Genomic DNA, 17,498 nt, shown 5'->3' on the forward strand with positions numbered 1-17,498 from the left:
AAGATGAACCCGTCCTTCCTCATTACCGCCCTGTTGTGGCTGTCGGTGGCGGGGCTCGCGTTCGCGGTCGCGAAGCGCTCGTCTTACTGGCGTCTGGGCCGCGCCACGGCGCCGGGCTCGTTCGGCGTCGCGAACCTGTTCGCGATTCCGAAGCGTTATTTCGTCGACCTGCACCACGTGGTCGCCCGCGATCCGTACATCGCGAAGACCCACGTCGCGACCGCCGGCGGCGCGATCGGCGCGCTCGCGCTGGTGTTCGTCAACTACGGCCTTGCGATCTACTCGCCGTGGCTCGACAAGCTGATCTTCCTCGCGGCGCTCGCGATGCTGGTCGGCGCGGTGTTCGTGTGGCGTCGACGCGCGGCGAAGGACGTGCCGGCGCGCCTGTCGCGCGGCCCGTGGAATACGCTGCCCTGGCTGCTCGGTTCGTTCGCGCTCGGGCTCGTGCTGTTCATGCTGGTGCCGACCGGTGCGATGTCGGGGGCGTTCGCGGTGCTCTGCGCGCTGCTGATCGGCATCGGCGCGTTCACGATGACGATCGGCGCCGCGAAGGGCGGCCCGATGAAGCATGCGATCGCCGGCCTGCTGCACCTCGCGTTCCACCCGCGCCAGGAGCGTTTCGCCGCGACGCGCGAATCGTTCACCGGCAACGGCACGGCCACGCCGCCGACCGCGCTGAAGCTGCCGGACATCGAGCATCAGGAGTACGGCGTCGCGAAGCCGGTCGAGTTCCGCTGGAACCAGTTGCTGAGCTTCGACGCCTGCGTGCAGTGCGGCAAATGCGAAGCCGCGTGCCCCGCGTTCGCGTCGGGCCAGCCGCTGAATCCGAAGAAGCTGATCCAGGATCTCGTGGTCGGGATGGCCGGCGGCACCGATGCGGCGTACGCGGGCAGCCCGTCGCCGGGCATCCCGGTCGGCCAGCATCGCGGCGAGCCGAACGGCCCGATCGTGTCGGGCCTGATCGAGGAGCAGACGCTGTGGTCGTGCACGACCTGCCGCGCTTGCGTGCAGGAGTGCCCGATGCTGATCGAGCACGTCGACGCGATCGTCGACATGCGCCGCAACCGCACGCTCGTGCACGGCACGGTACCGGGCAAGGGCCAGGAAGTGCTCGCGAACCTGCGCGAGACGGGCACGATGGGCGGCTACGACACGGCCGCACGTTACGACTGGTCGGTGGACCTGAGCGCACCCGTCGCGCAACCCGGCAAGCCGGTCGACGTGCTGTTCGTCGCGGGCGAAGGCGCGTTCGACATGCGCTATCAGCGTACGCTGCGTGCGTTCGTGAAGGTGCTGAACAAGGCGGGCGTCGACTACGCCGTGCTCGGCCCGGCCGAGACCGACACGGGCGACGTCGCCCGCCGGCTCGGCGACGAAGCGACGTTCCAGCAGATGGCAAAGCGCCTGATCGGCACGCTCGGCACGCTGTCGTACAAGCAGATCGTGACGGCCGACCCGCACGTGATGCACAGCCTGCGCAACGAATACCGTGCGCTCGGGCTGCGCGTGACGGTCAAGCATCACACCACCTATCTGGCCGAACTGGCCGACAGCGGCAAGATCGCGCCGAAGGCCGTCGAGGCGCTGCAGGAGAAACGCACGACCTATCACGATCCGTGCTACCTCGGCCGCTACAACGGCGAGACGGAAGCGCCGCGCAAGCTGCTGACGACGATCGGCATCCAGGTCGTCGAGATGGAGCGCAACGGCATGCGCGGCCGCTGCTGCGGCGGTGGCGGCGGTGCGCCGCTGACTGACATCCCGGGCAAGCAGCGCATCCCGGACATCCGCATCGCCGACGCGCGTACGATCGGCGCGGACGTGGTCGCGGTTGCGTGCCCGAACTGCACGGCCATGCTCGAAGGCGTCGTGGGCCGGCGCCCCGACGTGCTCGACGTCGCCGAACTCGTCGCCGCCTCGCTGGAGTGAATCGATGAATACGATCAAACGAATCGATCCGCGCCGGCCGTTCGTCATCACGGCCGCCGGCCTGAAGCGCATCACGCTTGGCGAGGAAGGCAGCGCCGATGCGAACGCCGCGCAGTGGTCCGCGCACGGTCATGGCGCCGCGGCCGCGAAGCCGCGCCGCGCGCTGCAGGATCCGAAGCGCGTGATGCTGGTGGTCGCGCATAGCGAACGCGGCGCGCTCGACGATCATTCGCGGCAGGCGATCGCCGCCGCGGCCGTGCTCGCCGATGCGCAAACCGAAGTCGCGCTGCTCGCGTTCGGCGAACTGAAGGACGACGTGGCCGAACTCGGCGTCGACAAGCTGCTCGAGCTGGCCGGCTTCGAACGCCGTGCGTTCGATCCCGAAAGCGAATTGCAAGCATTGCAGGCCTGCGTGGCCGCGCTCGCGCCGAAACACGTGTTCGTGCCCGACAACGCGACGGGCGACGGCGATCTCGGCCGGCGTTACGTGGCGGCCGCCGGCGCGAGCGTCGCGACTCACGTCGTCGAAATCGACGCGAAGCATGTCGGCGCGTATGCCCAGGCGGGACGTGCGTTCGCCACCCGTGCGCTGCCCGACGTGATCCTGCTCGCGCAGAACGCGGTTGAAGCGAAGCTGCCGTTCGTCGGCGCAGGCGAACGCGTCGCCGCCGATTTCATCAACCCGGCACGCGACGCCGCGCAGCCGTACCGCGATCTCGGTCTCGACGAAATCGACGCGGCGCAGGTCGCGCTCGAGGAAGCCGATTTCATCGTGTCGGCCGGCAACGGCGTGTCCGACATCGGTGCGTTCGAGCGGCTGGCCGGCGTGTTCGGCGCGGCGATCGGCGCGAGTCGCGTCGCGGTCGACAACGGCCACTTCACGCGCGACAAGCAGGTCGGCGCGACCGGCAAGACGGTCGAGGCGAGCGTGTACATCGCATTCGGCATCTCCGGCGCGGTGCAGCACCTGCAGGGGATCAAGGACTGCCGCCACGTGATCGCGGTGAACCTCGACGGCAGCGCGCCGATCGCGAAGCGCGCGAACCTGACGGTGGTCGGCGACGCGCAGGCGACGATCGCCGCGCTGATCGAGCAGGTCCAGGCCGCGCGGGCCGCGCGCGGCGAATCGCCGGCCGCGGTCGGCACCCGTGAACCGGAAGGAGTCGCCGCATGAACGCCCCTCGCCCCTTGCAACGCATCGCGGTGCTCGTGTCCGTCGGCCGGCATCCGGTCAGCGGCGTCGCGCGCTACAGCCGCAACGATGCGGCCGCGCTCGAAACCGGCCGCCAGCTCGCGGACAAGCATCGCGCGACGCTCGACGTGATCCATGCAGGCGACCCCGCGAATGCGGCGCTTGCCGACTATCTGGCGCTCGGCGCGCGGGAGGTCGAAGTGCTGGCCTGCCGCGACGGCGACGACGCCGTGCACGCACTCGCCGCGCGTCTCGACGGCTACGACCTCGTGCTGACCGGCACGCGCGCCGAGGGCGCGTACGACACCGGGATGCTGCCGTACCGCGTCGCCGCGGCGCTCGGCTATCCGCTCGTCGGCTCGGCCGTCGACGTGACGGTCGAAGGCGGCCGCGCGGCGGTCCGGCAATTTTTGCCGAAAGGGCTGCGGCGGCGTGTCGACGTGGCGCTGCCGGCCGTCGTCGCCGTGCATCCGCTCGCCGGTGTCGAGCCGCGCTATGCGTATGCGCGGCTGCGCGCCGGCGCGATCCGGCCGGCGCTTGCGGAGCCCGGTGCGGACGCCGACGCGGCCGCGTGGACGGTCGGCCCGGTCGAGCGTAAACCCGTAAAGCTGGTTGCCGCCGAGAAGCGCTCCGGGCATGCCCGGATGCTGTCCGCGACGACGACCGAAAGCCGCGGCGGCAACGTCGTAAATGAAGGGAGTTCGGTCGAAAAAGCACAAGTGATCCTCGCGTATTTGCGCGAGCATCAGCTCATCGACTACTGATTTTGATGCCTGTCGGCAAGACACCCAGGGATGCAAGGAATCCGGAGCAAACGATGAAAGTATCGGCAGACATTCGTGCATTGATCGAGCGGCGCAAGGAAGGGCACAGCCTCGACGCACCGTTCTACACGAGCGAGGACATCTTCGCGCTCGACATGGAGGCGATTTTCCGCCAGCACTGGATCCAGGTGGCGATCGAACCGGACATTCCCGAGCCGGGCGACTACGTGACCGTGCAGTTGGGCAGCGATTCGATCCTGATCGTGCGCGACGACGACATGGCGATCCGCGCGTTCCACAACGTGTGCCGTCACCGCGGCGCGCGCCTGTGCAACGAAGACAAGGGCTCGGTCGGCAACATCGTGTGCCCGTACCACAGCTGGACCTACAACCTGACGGGCCAGTTGATGTTCGCCGAGCACATGGGCGAGAAGTTCGACCGTTGCAAGCACAGCCTGAAGTCGGTGCACGTCGAGAACCTCGCGGGCCTGATCTTCATCTGCCTCGCCGACGAGCCGCCGGCCGATTTCGCGCAGATGCGGGCCGAGATGGAGCCGTACCTGCTGCCGCACGACCTGCCGAACACGAAGATCGCCGCGCAGATCGACATCATCGAGGAAGGCAACTGGAAGCTCACGATGGAGAACAACCGCGAGTGCTATCACTGCGTCGCGAACCATCCGGAGCTGACAATCTCGCTGTACGAATACGGCTTCGGCTACCAGCGTTCCGACGCGAATGCCGAAGGCATGGACGCATTCGCCGAAACCTGCGTGCGCCGCGGCAAGGAATGGGCCGAGATGGGCCTGCCGTCCGCAGAAATCGAAAAGCTGCTCGACGTGACGGGTTTCCGCACGCAGCGCCTGCCGCTGGATCGCGACGGCGAATCGCAGACGCTCGACGCGAAGGTCGCATCGAAGAAGCTGCTCGGCGGCTTCGACAGGGCCGATCTCGGCGGGCTGTCGTTCTGGACGCAGCCGAACTCGTGGCACCACTTCATGAGCGATCACATCGTGACGTTCTCGGTGATTCCGCTGTCGGCCGGCAAGACGCTGGTGCGCACGAAGTGGCTCGTGCACAAGGACGCGAAGGAAGGCATCGACTACGACGTGAAGAACCTCACGGCCGTGTGGAACGCGACCAACGACCAGGATCGCGCGCTTGTCGAATTCTCGCAGCGCGGCGCGAACAGCAGCGCGTACGAGCCGGGCCCGTATTCGCCGTACACGGAAGGTCTCGTCGAAAAATTCTCGGCCTGGTACATCGGCCGGCTCGCCGAAAAAACCGGCGAATAGTACCCAGCGTATAAGCGGAGCAAGACATGATGCGAGATGCGGCCAATTTCGAGCCGGCGGATAGCCGGGTGACGCACCCGGCCTTCTGGAACGCGCTGCCCGAGCGCTGGACGAGCGACGTCGAGGAAACGCTGGTGTGCTGCCACGTGCGGCAGGAAACCCACGACGTGAAGAGCTTCTTCTTCCGTTCCCCGCAAGGCCGCACGTTCTCGTTCGAGCCCGGGCAATTCATCACGCTCGAGCTCGACATCGACGGCGAGACGATCAACCGGTGCTACACGATTTCGTCGTCGCCGGCGCGGCCGCACACGATCTCGATCACGGTGAAGCGCGTGCCGGGCGGCAAGGTGTCGAACTGGCTGCACGACAACCTGCAGCCGGGCGCGCCCGTGCGCGTGCTCGGCCCGGCCGGGGAATTCACGTGCGCACGGCATCCGGCGCGCAAGTACCTGTTCCTGTCGGCCGGCTCGGGCGTCACGCCGCTGATGTCGATGAGCCGTGCGCATCATGATCTCGCCGAGGATCGCGACATCCTGTTCGTGCACAGCGCACGCACGCCGGACGACATCATCTTCGCGCGCGAGCTCGACCTGATCGCGTCGAACCACACGAATTTCCGCACGTCGTTCGTCGTCGAGCGCGTCGGCACGCGCACCAACTGGCCGGGCGTCACGGGCTTCCTGACGCTGCCGCTGCTGAAGCTGATCGCGCCGGATTTCATGGAACGCGAAATCTTTACGTGCGGTCCCGCGCCGTACATGAAGGCCGTGCGCGACCTGCTCGACGAAGCCGGCTTCGATCGCAAGCAGTATCACGAGGAAAGCTTCTCGTTCGAGACGCTCGCGCAGACCGCGAGCGACGAGCTGCTCGCCGATCTCGCGCCGCCTGCCGAAGGCGGCGACGCCGGCACGAAGCAGTACACGGTCAGCTTCGCGAAGAGCAACCGCGAGATATCGTGCGGATCGGAGCAGCACGTGCTCGACGCGGCGCGCCAGTCGGGCGTGCGGTTGCCGGCATCGTGCACGCAGGGCATGTGCGGCACCTGCAAGGTGAAGCTCGTGTCGGGGCAGGTCGACATGAAACACAACGGCGGCATCCGCCAGCGCGAGATCGATCAGGGGATGGTGCTGCTGTGCTGCAGCAAGCCGCTGTCGGATCTCGTGATCGACAAGTAGTCGAAACTCGCCATCGGCTGTCCGGGTGCGTCGCATCCGGACAAGCATCCGTCGGAAAACAACGATACCGCGGATTTGTGGTTGAAGAACCTAGAGAGACAACGCGCACGGTGCGCAGACCAAGGAGATCGACCATGAAGCTGTTCGGAAAACTGTTGTGGGCCGGCACCCTGTCGGCGATGGCGGCATTGAGCGCATCGGCGCTCGCCGATACGAAGCCGACGCTGAAAATCGGCTACGTCGAAGGCTGGGACGACAGCGTCGCGACGTCGAACGTCGCGGCCCGCGTCATCGAGAAGAAGCTCGGCTACGAGGTGAAGCTCGTGCCGGTGGCGGCCGGGATCATGTGGCAAGGCGTCGCGCGCGGCGATCTCGATGCGACGCTGTCCGCGTGGCTGCCGGTCACGCACGGCTCGTACTGGGACGAGTACAAGGCCAAGGTCGTCGACCTCGGCGCGAATTTTCCCGATGCGAAGATCGGCCTGATCGTGCCCGCGTACGTGAAGGCGAAGAGCATCGACGACCTCAATGCGGAGAAGGGCAGCTTCGGCGGCCGGATCGTCGGCATCGATGCGGGCGCCGGCGTGATGCGCAAGACCGACGACGCGATCAAGAGCTACGGGCTGAACTACACGCTGATGCCGAGCTCGGGCAGCGCGATGACGGCCGAGTTGTCGCGTTCGGTCAATGCGAACAAGCCGGTCATCGTGACGGGCTGGGCGCCGCACTGGATGTTCGCGAAGTGGAAGCTGCGCTTCCTCGAGGATCCGAAGAAGGTGTTCGGCGGCGCCGAGCACGTCGACAGCGTCGTGAATCCGGGGCTCGAAACCAAGGCGAAGCCGGTCGTCGCGTTCCTGAAGAAATTCCAGTGGAAGCCGGGTGAAATCGACAGCGTGATGCTCGCGATCCAGAACGGCTCGAAACCGGAAGCGGCAGCGGATGCGTGGATTGCGGCGCATGCCGACCGCGTGAATTCTTGGACGGAAGGCGCGCAGTAAGCATTCCGATATATATCCAAGAATCGTCATAAAAAACACGCCGGGAATGGCATGCAGGAATCCGAAATAATAAGGATGTAATGCGGCCATATCCCGGAATTCTTTTGCGGATTCTGCAAAAAAGCGCGTAAGTTGTTACACTAGCGCTCTTATGCGGAGTCATCTCAGGAGGAATTGGATGAGTCAAGCAGGACTGCGTGCGAATCGCACCAGTGATGTCGAGGCAACCATCTCACATGATTCGACGGGCCACACGCTGCATCGTGGCCTGACCTGGAAAGACGCTTTTTGGGTGACGAGCGGCGTGCCGGCAGGCGTGCTGTTCACGATCGGCGGCGTATGTGCGACGATCGGCCAGCCCGCGTGGGCGATCTGGATCGCCGCGATCACGATGGGGCTGATTCAAAGCGCGACTTATGCGGAAATATCGGGGCTATTTCCTCATAAATCGGGCGGCGCGTCCGTGTATGGCGCGATCGGTTGGGTTCGTTACAGCAAACTGATTGCCCCGGTTTCCGTGTGGTGCAACTGGCTCGCGTGGTCGCCGATGCTCGCGCTCGGCTGCGGCCTCGCGGCGAGCTATGCGCTCACGAGTCTCTTTCCCGCCGATGCGGCGGTGCTGCACTGGCAGCTCAAGGTTGCGGATCTCGGTTTCATCAAGCCCGGTCTGTCATTGCGGATCAACGCGACGTTCATCATCGCGACGATCCTGCTTCTGATCACGTTCAAGCTTCAGCACAGCGGCGCGTCGAAGGCGGCGCGCACGCAGCGCATTCTCGGCATTGCATCGCTCACACCGCTCTTGATCGTCGGCATCGTGCCGTTCGTCACCGGCGACGTGCCGATGTCGAACCTGCTGCCGCTGTTGCCGCTCGGCCACGACGCGCACGGCAACCTCACGGCCGCGACCTTCGGTTCGTGGAACGGGCAGGGCGTGACGATGGCGCTCGGTGCGATGTTCATGGCCGGCTGGGCGTCGTACGGCTTCGAGACGGCCGTCTGCTATACGCGCGAATTCCGCGATCCGCGGCGCGATACCGCCAAGGCGATCTTCTGGTCGGGTGCGCTGTGTCTGGTCGTGATGACGCTCGTGCCGATGGCGTTCCAGGGCGCGCTCGGCACGCAGGCGATGCTCGATCCGTCGATCGGCGACGGCACCGGCGTCGCGGCGGCGATGGCGAAGATCGTCGGCGGCGGCGCATGGGTCGCGAATGCGGTCGTCGTGATGTTGATGCTGTCGATCCTGCTGATCGTGATGACGTCGATGATGGGCTCGTCGCGCACGCTGTACCAGGCGTCGGTCGACGGCTGGCTGCCGAAGTATCTGTCGCACGTGAACGAGCACGGCTCGCCCACCCGCGCGATGTGGACCGACCTCGGCTTCAACCTCGTGTTGCTCATGATGTCGGACTACATGACGGTGCTGTCGATCTCGAACGTCTGCTACATGCTGTTCGTATTCCTGAATCTTCAGTCGGGCTGGATCCACCGGATGGATCGCGGCAACTGGGATCGGCCGTTCCGCTGCCCGACGTGGCTGCTCGTCGGCGGCGCGATCTGCGGCTATGCGAACCTCGTCTACGTCGGCGCGGGCGCGAACCTGCAGGGCGAAGGCACGCTGCGCAACGGGCTGATCGCCATGCTGCTGATCGTGCCGGTGTTCCTGTATCGCCACTACTGGCAGGATCGCGGCCGCTTTCCCGCGCAGATGCAGCGCGACATGGAACTCGAAGTGCCGAAGCGCGCGATGTGGCTGAACCTGATGCCGTATGCGGCGTTGATCGGGGCGGGGCTGACGATCTGGTCGTCGTATTACTTCGCGTGGGTGAAGTGACGCGGTAATGCGTGCGTGTCGCGGCACGCGATGGCTTCGTAGAGCATGCGCGGGGCCGTCGCGCGAAGCGCCGGCACAACACGACGACAAAAGAGGCCCGACCGGTTTTCCGGTCGGGCCTCGTTCGTTTCCGCCGCGTTCCGGCGCGGCTCCGATCGGCCTACGGGAACACCACCGTCCGATCGCCGTTCAAAAACACCCGCCGCTCGATGAACGCCTTCACCGCACGCGCGAGCGTGAGGCTTTCGACGTCACGTCCCACCGCGAGCAATTGCTCGGGCCGCAGCGCGTGATCGACACGCTCCACGACCTGCTCGATGATCGGGCCTTCGTCGAGATCGTCGGTCACGAAGTGCGCGGTCGCGCCGATCAGCTTCACGCCGCGCGCATGTGCCTGGTGATACGGCTTCGCGCCCTTGAAGCCGGGCAGGAACGAGTGATGGATGTTGATCGCGCGGTTCGCGAGCTTCGCGCTCGTCTCCTGCGACAGCACCTGCATGTAGCGCGCGAGGATCACGAGCTCGGCGCCGCTCGATTCGAAGAAGTCGAGCCATTGCGCTTCCTGCTGCGCCTTGGTATCGGCCGTGATCGGGAAGTGCCGGAACGGCAGCCCGTGCTGCGCGGCGAGCGACTCGAAGTCGGGGTGGTTCGACACGATGCCCACGATGTCCATCTTCAGCTCTCCCATCCGCCAGCGGAACAGCAGATCCGCGAGGCAGTGCTCGAGCTTCGACACCATGATCAGCACCTTCGGCCGCGCGTCGACGTCATGGATCGCCCATTGGATGTCGCCATCGTGGCCGCCGAGTCCGGCCGCGATCGGCGCGAATTCCTGACGCAGCGCGTCGATCTGCAGCGTCTCATCCGTCGGATGAAAGACGCAGCGTACGAAGAAGCGGTTGCTGAGATCGTCGTCGAACACGTTCAGCGCATCGACGTAGCAGCGATGGCGGTCGAGAAAGCCGACGACGGCGGCGACCTGGCCTGCCGCGCTCGGGCACGACAGTGTCAGGACGAATTGATCGGGGCGGTGCTCGGCGGTCATGAGACTCCTCGGATGGCAGGGGCGCACGGCCGCGCGGCGGCGCACGAAGGCGCCGCGCCGCGCGGGTAGCGGGAGGCTCAAGTAAATCAGGACGATATCGGCGCGGATAGAACCAACGCGCCGTGTGGCTGGTATCGGTGCGCCAGCGGGCCGGGGGCGGGGCCGCGGCGGGCGCGCTGCCTCAGGCCGCCGCGCACGCGTCGAGCAGCCAGCGCCGGAACACGTGGGTCGCATCCGGCTCCGGCCGCTGCGGCGGGCGCACCAGGAAGTAGCCGCGCGGCGTGACGACGGGCGCGTCGACCAGCTTCACGAGCTGGCCGGTCCCGACGAGTTCGTCGACGAGCGGCGACCAGCCGAGCGCGACGCCTTCACCGAGCAGCGCCGCATGGATCACGAGCGCATAGCTGTTGAAGGTCACGCCGCGGGCGGCGGGCGGCGGCTCGAGCCCGTGCGCGTCGAACCAGCCCGACCACGACAGCCAGCGCTCGGGGCGCGTCGGCTGCACGTGCAGCAGCGGCAGCGCGAGCAGGTGCTCGGGCCGTGCGACGTCCGGGTGCGCGTCGCGGAACGCGGGCGAGCAGACGGGCGTGACGGATTCCGGAAACAGCCGCGCGGCCGTACATGACGGCCAGTGGCCGTCGCCGAACAGGATCGCGATGTCGCCGTGGTCGCGCTGCGCGTCGTAGTCCTGTGACGTGACGACGCGTACGTCGACGTCCGGCATCACGCGCTTGAGCCCGGCCAGGCGCGGCATCAGCCAGTAGGTCGCGAAACCGAAATCGGTGACGATCGTGAGCGCGCCGTGCTCGCGGCGCGCGCGCAGCGTCGCGGTCGCGCCGCGCAGCGTGTCGAGGCTGAGCCGCACGGCCTCGTACAGGCACTGGCCGTCGGTCGTCAGCGTGACGCCGCGCGGGCTGCGTTCGAACAGCGGTACGCCGAGTTCGGCTTCGAGCTGATACACCTGCTGGCTCACGGCCGGCTGCGTCGAGCCGAGCTCGCGCGCGGCGGCCGTGAAGCTCGCGAGCCGGGCGGCCGATTCGAACGCGCGCAGCGCCTGCATCGACGGTAACGGTTCGGATTTCGACATAAGTCCCTCTAATGGCCCCATAAGGGCCGGACGCCTACCCGCGCGAATTCGGGCGGGCGATAGTGCAGCGGACGGTACGGCACATGCACTTCGCGCACAGCCGCGCAACGCACTCCCCGATTCTAGCCAGCACGGCCGCCGTGCGCGGCAGTTTCTGCGGACCGCCTCCGTCATGCCGGACGTCTCGCTGCCCGGGCGACGAGCCGTTCCATTCGAACACCGCTTTCCCCACGACCGCCGATGACGAACCCGACACCCAACATCCTGATCCTGATGGCCGACCAGCTCACGCCGTTCGCGCTGCCGGCGTACGGCAACCGCGTGGCCCGCACGCCGACGCTCGACCGGCTCGCCGCCGAAGGCGTGGTGTTCGACGCCGCGTACTGCGCGAGCCCGCTGTGCGCGCCGTCGCGCTTCTCGCTGCTGACCGGCAAGCTGCCGTCGGGAATCGGCGCCTACGATAACGCCGCCGAATTGCCCGCGCAAACGCTGACGTTCGCGCACTACCTGCGCGCGGGCGGCTATCGGACGATGCTGTCCGGCAAGATGCATTTCTGCGGCCCCGACCAGTTGCACGGCTTCGAGGAACGCCTCACGACCGACATCTATCCGGCCGATTTCGGCTGGGTGCCGGACTGGGACCAACCGGCCGAGCGGCCGAGCTGGTATCACAACATGAGCTCGGTGCTCGACGCCGGCCCGTGCGTGCGTACGAATCAACTCGACTTCGACGACGAAGTGACGTTCGCGGCGAAGCAGAAGCTGTACGACGTCGCGCGCGAGCGCGCGGCCGGCCGCGATGCGCGGCCGTTCTGCATGGTCGTGTCGCTGACCCATCCGCACGATCCGTATGCGATCACGCGCGAATACTGGGATCGCTACGACGACGACGAGATCGACATGCCGGCCGTGCGGCTCGATGCGGCCGAAAGCGATCCGCATTCGCAGCGGCTGCGTTTCGTCTGCGAGAACGATCGCACACCACCGACCGACGCGCAGATCCGCGCCGCACGCCGCGCGTATTATGGCGCGACGTCCTACGTGGACACGCAGTTCGGCAGCGTGCTGGCCGCGCTCGAGCAATGCGGGTTCGCCGACGACACGATCGTGATCGTCACGTCCGACCACGGCGACATGCTCGGCGAGCGCGGGCTCTGGTACAAGATGACGTTCTTCGAAGGCGGCTGCCGCGTGCCGCTGATCGTCCACGCGCCGGGCCGCTTCGACGCCGCGCGCGTGCGCGGGCCCGTGTCGCACGTCGACCTGCTGCCGACGCTCGTCGAGCTGGCCGGCGCCGCGCCCGCCAGCGGCTGGCCGGACCCGGTCGACGGCGCGAGCCTCGTGGCGCACCTGAACGGCACGCCCGCGCACGATGTCGCGCTCGGCGAATACCTCGCGGAAGGCGCGCTCGCACCGATCGTGATGATCCGCCGCGGCGACTGGAAATACGTGCATTGCCCGGCCGACCCCGATCAGCTTTACAACCTGTCGGACGACCCGCACGAACTGACGAACCTCGCCGGGCGGCCGGAAGCCGCCGACGTGCTCGCCGCGTTCCGCGCGGAGGCCGCGCAGCGCTGGAACCTGCCCGAACTGGACCGGCAGGTGCGCGCGAGCCAGCGGCGCCGGCGCTTCCATTACGCGGCGACGACGCAGGGCCGCATTCAGGCGTGGGACTGGCAGCCGTTCACCGACGCGAGCCAGCGCTACATGCGCAATCACATCGAACTCGACACGCTCGAGGCGATGGCGCGTTTTCCGCGCGTCGGGCGCTGAACGCACCGCATCGCGATCACTGAAGAACGACGGAGGAAGCGAACCATGAAACGGCAATGCAATGCAGCAATCCGAAGAATCGGCGCGGCGCTCGCTGCCGCCGCCGCCGCGTGCGGGGTGGCGACGCAGCCTGCGTATGCCGCCGATCCGCAGACGTGCAGCGAAGTCAAGATGGCGGCGCCCGGCTGGACCGACATCGACGCGACGAATGCGATGGCGGGGGTCGTGCTGAAGGCGCTCGGCTACCGGCAGGACGTGGCGAACCTGTCGGTGCCGATCACGTACCAGGGGTTGAAGAAAGGGCAGGTCGACGTGTTCCTCGGCAACTGGATGCCCGCGCAGGCGCCGCTCGTGAAGCCGTTCGTCGACGAGAAATCGATCGACGTGCTGCACGCGAACCTGAGCGGCGCGAAATTCACGCTCGCGGTGCCCGACTACGTGGCCGCCGCCGGCGTGCATACGTTCGCCGATCTCGCGCGCTACGCGGACCGCTTCGGCGGCAAGATCTACGGGATCGAGCCCGGCGCGCCCGCGAATCAGAACATCAAGCGGATGCTGTCCGACCACGCGCTCGGGTCCGCGAACTGGTCGCTCGTCGAATCGAGCGAGACGGGCATGCTCACACAGGTCGAGCGGGCGGTGCGCGACAAGCGCTGGATCGTGTTTCTCGCGTGGGAGCCGCATCTGATGAACACGAAGTTTCATCTGACGTATCTGTCGGGCGGCGATGCGTATTTCGGCCCGAACTACGGCGGCGCGACGGTCAACACGGTCACGCGTGCCGGGTTCGCCGGCCAGTGCACGAACCTCGCGCGGCTGTTCCGGCAGATGACGTTCTCGGTCGACGTCGAGAACCGGATGATCGCCGACATGCTCGACCGCAAGACGTCGCCCGCGCTCGCGGCGCAGCATGCGCTGAAGGCCGAGCCCGCGCTGGTCGCCGCGTGGCTCGACGGCGTGACGACGGCGGCAGGCGCGCCGGGCCTGCCGGCCGTGCGCGCGGCCCTCGACGGTCATTGATTTTCCCTCTCCGGGCGGCCGGTTTTTCCCGTGCCGCTCGTCTACGTGTTTTCCCGACCCGTCGCATCGTGACCATTTAGTGTCGCCTACAGACGGGTGACGCGAAATATGGGTTTGTATTTTTCGCCAATGGCTGCGTTATTGCGGAAAACGAAATACCGGAGCCAGCAGACGTACCGAATTCGAATCAGCCGGCGTATCGCGGCACGCGCCAGGCCACGGTTCTTTCCATCGAACGGTTCAGGGAGGGTGGTCGACAATGAAGCAAAAGAAAGTCGCCGTAGCCGCCGCGCTCGCATGCGCGGCCTGTATTCCCGCCATCGGACACGCGCAGAGCAGCGTGACGCTGTACGGGATTCTCGACGCCGGCATCACGTACGTGAACAACACGGGCGGTTCGCACGTGGTCAAGTTCGACGACGGCGTCGCCTACGGAAACCGCTTCGGCCTCAAGGGCACCGAAGACCTGGGCGGCGGCCTGAAGGCCGTGTTCGCGCTCGAGAGCGGCTTCCACCTCGGCAACGGGCAACTCGGCTTCGGCGGCGCCGAATTCGGCCGGCAGGCGTATGTGGGCCTGCAGAACGACTGGGGCACGCTGTCGTTCGGCAATCAGCTCGACATCACGAACGAACTCGTGTCGATCTACAACATTTCGGCGTGGGGCAGCGGCTATGCGATCCACCAGGGCGACTTCGACCGCTTCAACGGCGACCGCCTGCCGAATTCGGTGAAGTTTCTGTCGAGCGACATGAGCGGCTTCAAGTTCGGCGCGATGTATTCGTTCGGCAACGTCGCGGGCAACTTCCATCACAACAGCGCATGGAGCGCGGGCGCGAGCTTCACGAAGGGCGACTTCTCGATCGGCGCCGCGTACACGCGCCTGAACAATCCGAACGGCATCTATGCGTTCGACCCGTACGCGATGATCGGCACGCATACGTTCCTCGGCCAGCAGACCGTCACGGTCGATCCGGCGACCGGCGCGCGCACCGACCTGTTCGCGAACACGCCGATGAACGTCGACAGCCAGGGCACGTTCGGCATCGGCACGAGCTACACGATCGGCAAGCTGACGCTCGACGCCAACTACTCGTACACGACGATCAAGGGCTTCGGCCAGTCGTCGCACATGCAGGTGTACGAAGGCGGCGGCCTGTACCAGTTCACGCCGGCGCTGAGCTTCATCGCGGGCTACCAGCACACGCGCTTCGAGGGCCATCACTGGAACCAGTGCACGGCGGGCCTGCATTACCTGTTGTCGAAGCGCACGGACGTGTACATCTCCGGCGACTACCTGCGCGCGTCGCAGGGCGTCGATGCGGTGATCGGCTACAGCTTCACGCCGTCGACGACGCAGACGCAGGCCGACGTGCGGATCGGGATGCGGCATTCGTTCTGAGCGGAGTGGCGGGTTGGTGTGACGTCTTCAGCGAGGTCTCTCTTTGGCGCGAACCGCGGTTCGCGCTTTTTTTTGTGCGATGCGCCGGCTCGACGGCTCGTGGCCGGCGTCGGGCCGGTTTTCGACGATTGGCATATCATCGCGGTTTGGCCGCGTCCGCACCGTTGCCGCGCGCACCCGCGTGCGTCGTCGTTTCCCGAATGGTTGCGGTGCGCACCGCCAGCCGCCGAGACCCCGATGACCACCTCCGTGCCCGATTCCAGTCCGTTATCCCCGTTACCCGTCAACCTGTTCCGCCACGCGCCGTTCCGGCGTTTCTGGGGCACGCGCGTGATGTCGTCGCTGGCCTTCCAGATCCTGTCGGTCGCGATCGGCTGGTATGTGTATGCGCTCACGCACAGCGCGTTCGCGCTCGGCCTGGTCGGCCTCGCGCAGTTCGTGCCGATGTTCGCGCTGACGCTGGTCGTCGGGCAGGTGGCCGACCGCTACGACCGCCGGCGCATCGCGACGATCTGTCAGAGCGTCGAGGCACTGGCCGCCGGCGTGTTCCTGCTCGGCGCGGCGCAAGGGTGGCTGGCCGCGCCGGCCGTGTATGCGCTCGCGGCGATCGTCGGCACGGCCCGCGCGTTCGAGTCGCCGTCGGTGTCGTCGCTGTTGCCGGCCGTCGTGCCGCGCACCGATTTGCCGCGGGCGACCGCGCTGTCGACGTCCGCCAACCAGGCCGCGCAGATTTTCGGTCCCGCGTTCGGCGGATTGCTCTATGGTGTGGGTGCGCCCGTCGCGTTCGGCACGAGCGTGGCGGCCTTCGCGATCGCGGCGATGCTGAGCGGCACGATTCCACTGCGCAGCGCGCCACCCGCCCGCGAGCCGGTCACGCTGCGCTCGGTGTTTTCGGGCATCGCGTTCATCCGGCGCGAGCCGGCGATCCTCGGTGCGCTGTCGCTGGATCTGTTCGCCGTGCTGTTCGGCGGCGCGACCGCACTGCTGCCAATCTACGCGCGCGACATCCTGCAGGTCGGCCCGTGGGGGCTCGGTGCATTGCGCGCGGCGCCGGCCGTCGGCGCGCTCGCGGGCACGCTGTGGCTCACGCGTTTCCCGTTGAAGGGCCGGCCGGGCCGCGCGATGTTCGGCGGCGTGATCGCGTTCGGCATCGCGACGATCGTGTTCGGGTTGTCGCGGCACTTCGCGTTGTCGCTCGTGGCGCTGGCCGCGCTCGGCGCGTCGGACGTGATCAGCGTCGTCGTGCGCCTGTCGCTCGTGCAACTGCGCACGCCCGACGACATGCTCGGCCGTGTGAGCGCGGTCAACGCGTTGTTCATCGGCACGTCGAACCAGCTCGGCGAATTCGAATCCGGCGTGACGGCCGCGTGGTGGGGCGCGCCGGCCGCGATCGTCGTCGGCGGCGCGGCGACGATCGCCGTCGCGCTCGCGTGGATGCGGCTGTTTCCGCAGCTCACGAACATGAAGTCGCTCGAACGCGACGCGTGACGCGCATCACACGTCAAGCATCCTGCGTGACGCGCACGGCCGTACCGTAGCAGATGACTTCGGTTACACCCGACCCGATCTCGGTCGAGTCGTAGCGCATTGCGACGACCGCGTTCGCGCCGAGCTTGCGCGCATCGTCGAGCATCTTGTCGAACGCGTGCTGGCGTGCTTTTTCGCACAGCGACGTGTAGAGCGTGATGTTGCCGCCGAAGATCGTCTGCAGCGACGCGCCGAACGAGCCGACGATCGAGCGCGAGCGCACGACGATGCCCTGTGCGACGCCGAGCGAGCGAACGGTCGTATGGCCGGGGAGGTCGAAGGCGGTCGTGACGCGGGCAGGCGACAGGTCGTCGATGGAGCGGGTGGGTTCGGTCATGGTATGAAAGCGCGTAGCGAATGGTCGAACGACGATTCTAGCCGGACGGAGAAAAGGTATTCGAACGGGTGTACCCATGCAGGTGAACGCCCGTTTCGCCGCGAACGTGCGAGCCGCTCG

At 66.9% G+C, this 17,498-nt stretch carries 14 protein-coding genes; 11 read left to right on the forward strand and 3 right to left on the reverse strand.

The genetic code is table 11. The annotated features are described in order from the left end of the window. Nucleotides 1–3: 3 nt before the first annotated feature. The 7 genes from WT24_RS02635 (at nucleotide 4) to WT24_RS02665 (ending at nucleotide 9,187) form a co-directional block, all read left to right on the forward strand. Nucleotides 4–1,929 carry a (Fe-S)-binding protein gene (locus tag WT24_RS02635; RefSeq protein WP_060031028.1) on the forward strand — a complete coding sequence of 642 codons (1,926 nt, stop codon included), beginning with the start codon at nucleotides 4–6 and terminating at the stop codon, nucleotides 1,927–1,929. A 4-nt stretch (nucleotides 1,930–1,933) separates the two neighbouring features. Then, the gene (locus tag WT24_RS02640) at nucleotides 1,934–3,103 is read left to right on the forward strand and encodes an electron transfer flavoprotein subunit alpha/FixB family protein (RefSeq protein WP_060031031.1); all 1,170 of its coding nucleotides are present in this window, start codon (nucleotides 1,934–1,936) and stop codon (nucleotides 3,101–3,103) included. Further along, complete coding sequence (locus WT24_RS02645; RefSeq protein WP_060031034.1) at nucleotides 3,100–3,885, forward strand: drug:proton antiporter; 786 nt, start codon at nucleotides 3,100–3,102, stop codon at nucleotides 3,883–3,885. The genes WT24_RS02640 and WT24_RS02645 overlap by 4 nt, the downstream gene beginning before the upstream one ends. 53 nt (nucleotides 3,886–3,938) lie before the next feature. After that, a complete protein-coding gene (locus tag WT24_RS02650; protein WP_059502304.1) occupies nucleotides 3,939–5,180 on the forward strand; it encodes an SRPBCC family protein in 1,242 nt (413 codons plus the stop codon). A 26-nt stretch (nucleotides 5,181–5,206) separates the two neighbouring features. Continuing rightward, a complete protein-coding gene (locus WT24_RS02655) occupies nucleotides 5,207–6,355 on the forward strand; it encodes a hybrid-cluster NAD(P)-dependent oxidoreductase (protein WP_059502306.1) in 1,149 nt (382 codons plus the stop codon). A gap of 134 nt (nucleotides 6,356–6,489) precedes the next feature. Further along, nucleotides 6,490–7,353: a glycine betaine ABC transporter substrate-binding protein gene (locus tag WT24_RS02660; RefSeq protein ID WP_059502308.1), complete on the forward strand. Its 864-nt coding sequence runs from the start codon at nucleotides 6,490–6,492 to the stop codon at nucleotides 7,351–7,353. A 178-nt stretch (nucleotides 7,354–7,531) separates the two neighbouring features. Further along, nucleotides 7,532–9,187 (forward strand): APC family permease, encoded by a 1,656-nt coding sequence (locus tag WT24_RS02665; RefSeq protein ID WP_059502310.1) that lies wholly within the window; start codon nucleotides 7,532–7,534, stop codon nucleotides 9,185–9,187. Nucleotides 9,188–9,347: 160 nt separating this feature from the next. On the opposite strand, the gene purU is transcribed toward WT24_RS02665, so the two are convergent. Next, nucleotides 9,348–10,232, reverse strand: coding sequence for a formyltetrahydrofolate deformylase (gene purU, locus WT24_RS02670; RefSeq protein WP_060031037.1), 885 nt, complete (start codon nucleotides 10,230–10,232; stop codon nucleotides 9,348–9,350). Nucleotides 10,233–10,413: 181 nt separating this feature from the next. Continuing rightward, nucleotides 10,414–11,319 carry a LysR family transcriptional regulator gene (locus WT24_RS02675; protein ID WP_059790838.1) on the reverse strand — a complete coding sequence of 302 codons (906 nt, stop codon included), beginning with the start codon at nucleotides 11,317–11,319 and terminating at the stop codon, nucleotides 10,414–10,416. Nucleotides 11,320–11,559: 240 nt separating this feature from the next. Here WT24_RS02675 and betC point away from each other — a divergent pair, with 240 nt between their 5' ends. From betC to WT24_RS02695, 4 genes are all read left to right on the forward strand, one after another. Further along, on the forward strand, nucleotides 11,560–13,095 hold the full coding sequence (betC, locus tag WT24_RS02680; protein WP_059790837.1) for a choline-sulfatase: 1,536 nt from the start codon (nucleotides 11,560–11,562) through the stop codon (nucleotides 13,093–13,095). A gap of 45 nt (nucleotides 13,096–13,140) precedes the next feature. Continuing rightward, complete coding sequence (gene choX, locus WT24_RS02685) at nucleotides 13,141–14,115, forward strand: choline ABC transporter substrate-binding protein (RefSeq protein WP_060031039.1); 975 nt, start codon at nucleotides 13,141–13,143, stop codon at nucleotides 14,113–14,115. 259 nt (nucleotides 14,116–14,374) lie between these two features. Beyond that, a complete protein-coding gene (locus tag WT24_RS02690) occupies nucleotides 14,375–15,514 on the forward strand; it encodes a porin (protein ID WP_060031044.1) in 1,140 nt (379 codons plus the stop codon). A 237-nt stretch (nucleotides 15,515–15,751) separates the two neighbouring features. Then, nucleotides 15,752–17,002, forward strand: coding sequence for an MFS transporter (locus tag WT24_RS02695; RefSeq protein WP_060031127.1), 1,251 nt, complete (start codon nucleotides 15,752–15,754; stop codon nucleotides 17,000–17,002). A 13-nt stretch (nucleotides 17,003–17,015) separates the two neighbouring features. Here the strand turns inward: WT24_RS02695 and WT24_RS02700 are convergent, their stop codons facing one another. Beyond that, a complete protein-coding gene (locus WT24_RS02700; RefSeq protein ID WP_059502322.1) occupies nucleotides 17,016–17,378 on the reverse strand; it encodes a YbjQ family protein in 363 nt (120 codons plus the stop codon). Between the last annotated feature and the right edge of the window lie 120 nt (nucleotides 17,379–17,498).

Origin of the sequence: Burkholderia sp. MSMB1078WGS, assembly GCF_001528895.1 — a bacterium.
GTDB lineage: Bacteria > Pseudomonadota > Gammaproteobacteria > Burkholderiales > Burkholderiaceae > Burkholderia.

Excerpts from the sequence above, each read along its gene's own strand:
- WT24_RS02635 (WP_060031028.1), top strand. The coding sequence starts at position 4 with ATGAACCCGTCCTTCCTCATTACCGCCCTGTTGTGGCTGTCGGTGGCG.
- WT24_RS02640 (WP_060031031.1), top strand. The coding sequence starts at position 1,934 with ATGAATACGATCAAACGAATCGATCCGCGCCGGCCGTTCGTCATCACG.
- WT24_RS02645 (WP_060031034.1), top strand. The coding sequence starts at position 3,100 with ATGAACGCCCCTCGCCCCTTGCAACGCATCGCGGTGCTCGTGTCCGTC.
- WT24_RS02650 (WP_059502304.1), top strand. The coding sequence starts at position 3,939 with ATGAAAGTATCGGCAGACATTCGTGCATTGATCGAGCGGCGCAAGGAA.
- WT24_RS02655 (WP_059502306.1), top strand. The coding sequence starts at position 5,207 with ATGATGCGAGATGCGGCCAATTTCGAGCCGGCGGATAGCCGGGTGACG.
- WT24_RS02660 (WP_059502308.1), top strand. The coding sequence starts at position 6,490 with ATGAAGCTGTTCGGAAAACTGTTGTGGGCCGGCACCCTGTCGGCGATG.
- WT24_RS02665 (WP_059502310.1), top strand. The coding sequence starts at position 7,532 with ATGAGTCAAGCAGGACTGCGTGCGAATCGCACCAGTGATGTCGAGGCA.
- purU (WP_060031037.1), bottom strand. The coding sequence starts at position 10,232 with ATGACCGCCGAGCACCGCCCCGATCAATTCGTCCTGACACTGTCGTGC.
- WT24_RS02675 (WP_059790838.1), bottom strand. The coding sequence starts at position 11,319 with ATGTCGAAATCCGAACCGTTACCGTCGATGCAGGCGCTGCGCGCGTTC.
- betC (WP_059790837.1), top strand. The coding sequence starts at position 11,560 with ATGACGAACCCGACACCCAACATCCTGATCCTGATGGCCGACCAGCTC.
- choX (WP_060031039.1), top strand. The coding sequence starts at position 13,141 with ATGAAACGGCAATGCAATGCAGCAATCCGAAGAATCGGCGCGGCGCTC.
- WT24_RS02690 (WP_060031044.1), top strand. The coding sequence starts at position 14,375 with ATGAAGCAAAAGAAAGTCGCCGTAGCCGCCGCGCTCGCATGCGCGGCC.
- WT24_RS02695 (WP_060031127.1), top strand. The coding sequence starts at position 15,752 with ATGACCACCTCCGTGCCCGATTCCAGTCCGTTATCCCCGTTACCCGTC.
- WT24_RS02700 (WP_059502322.1), bottom strand. The coding sequence starts at position 17,378 with ATGACCGAACCCACCCGCTCCATCGACGACCTGTCGCCTGCCCGCGTC.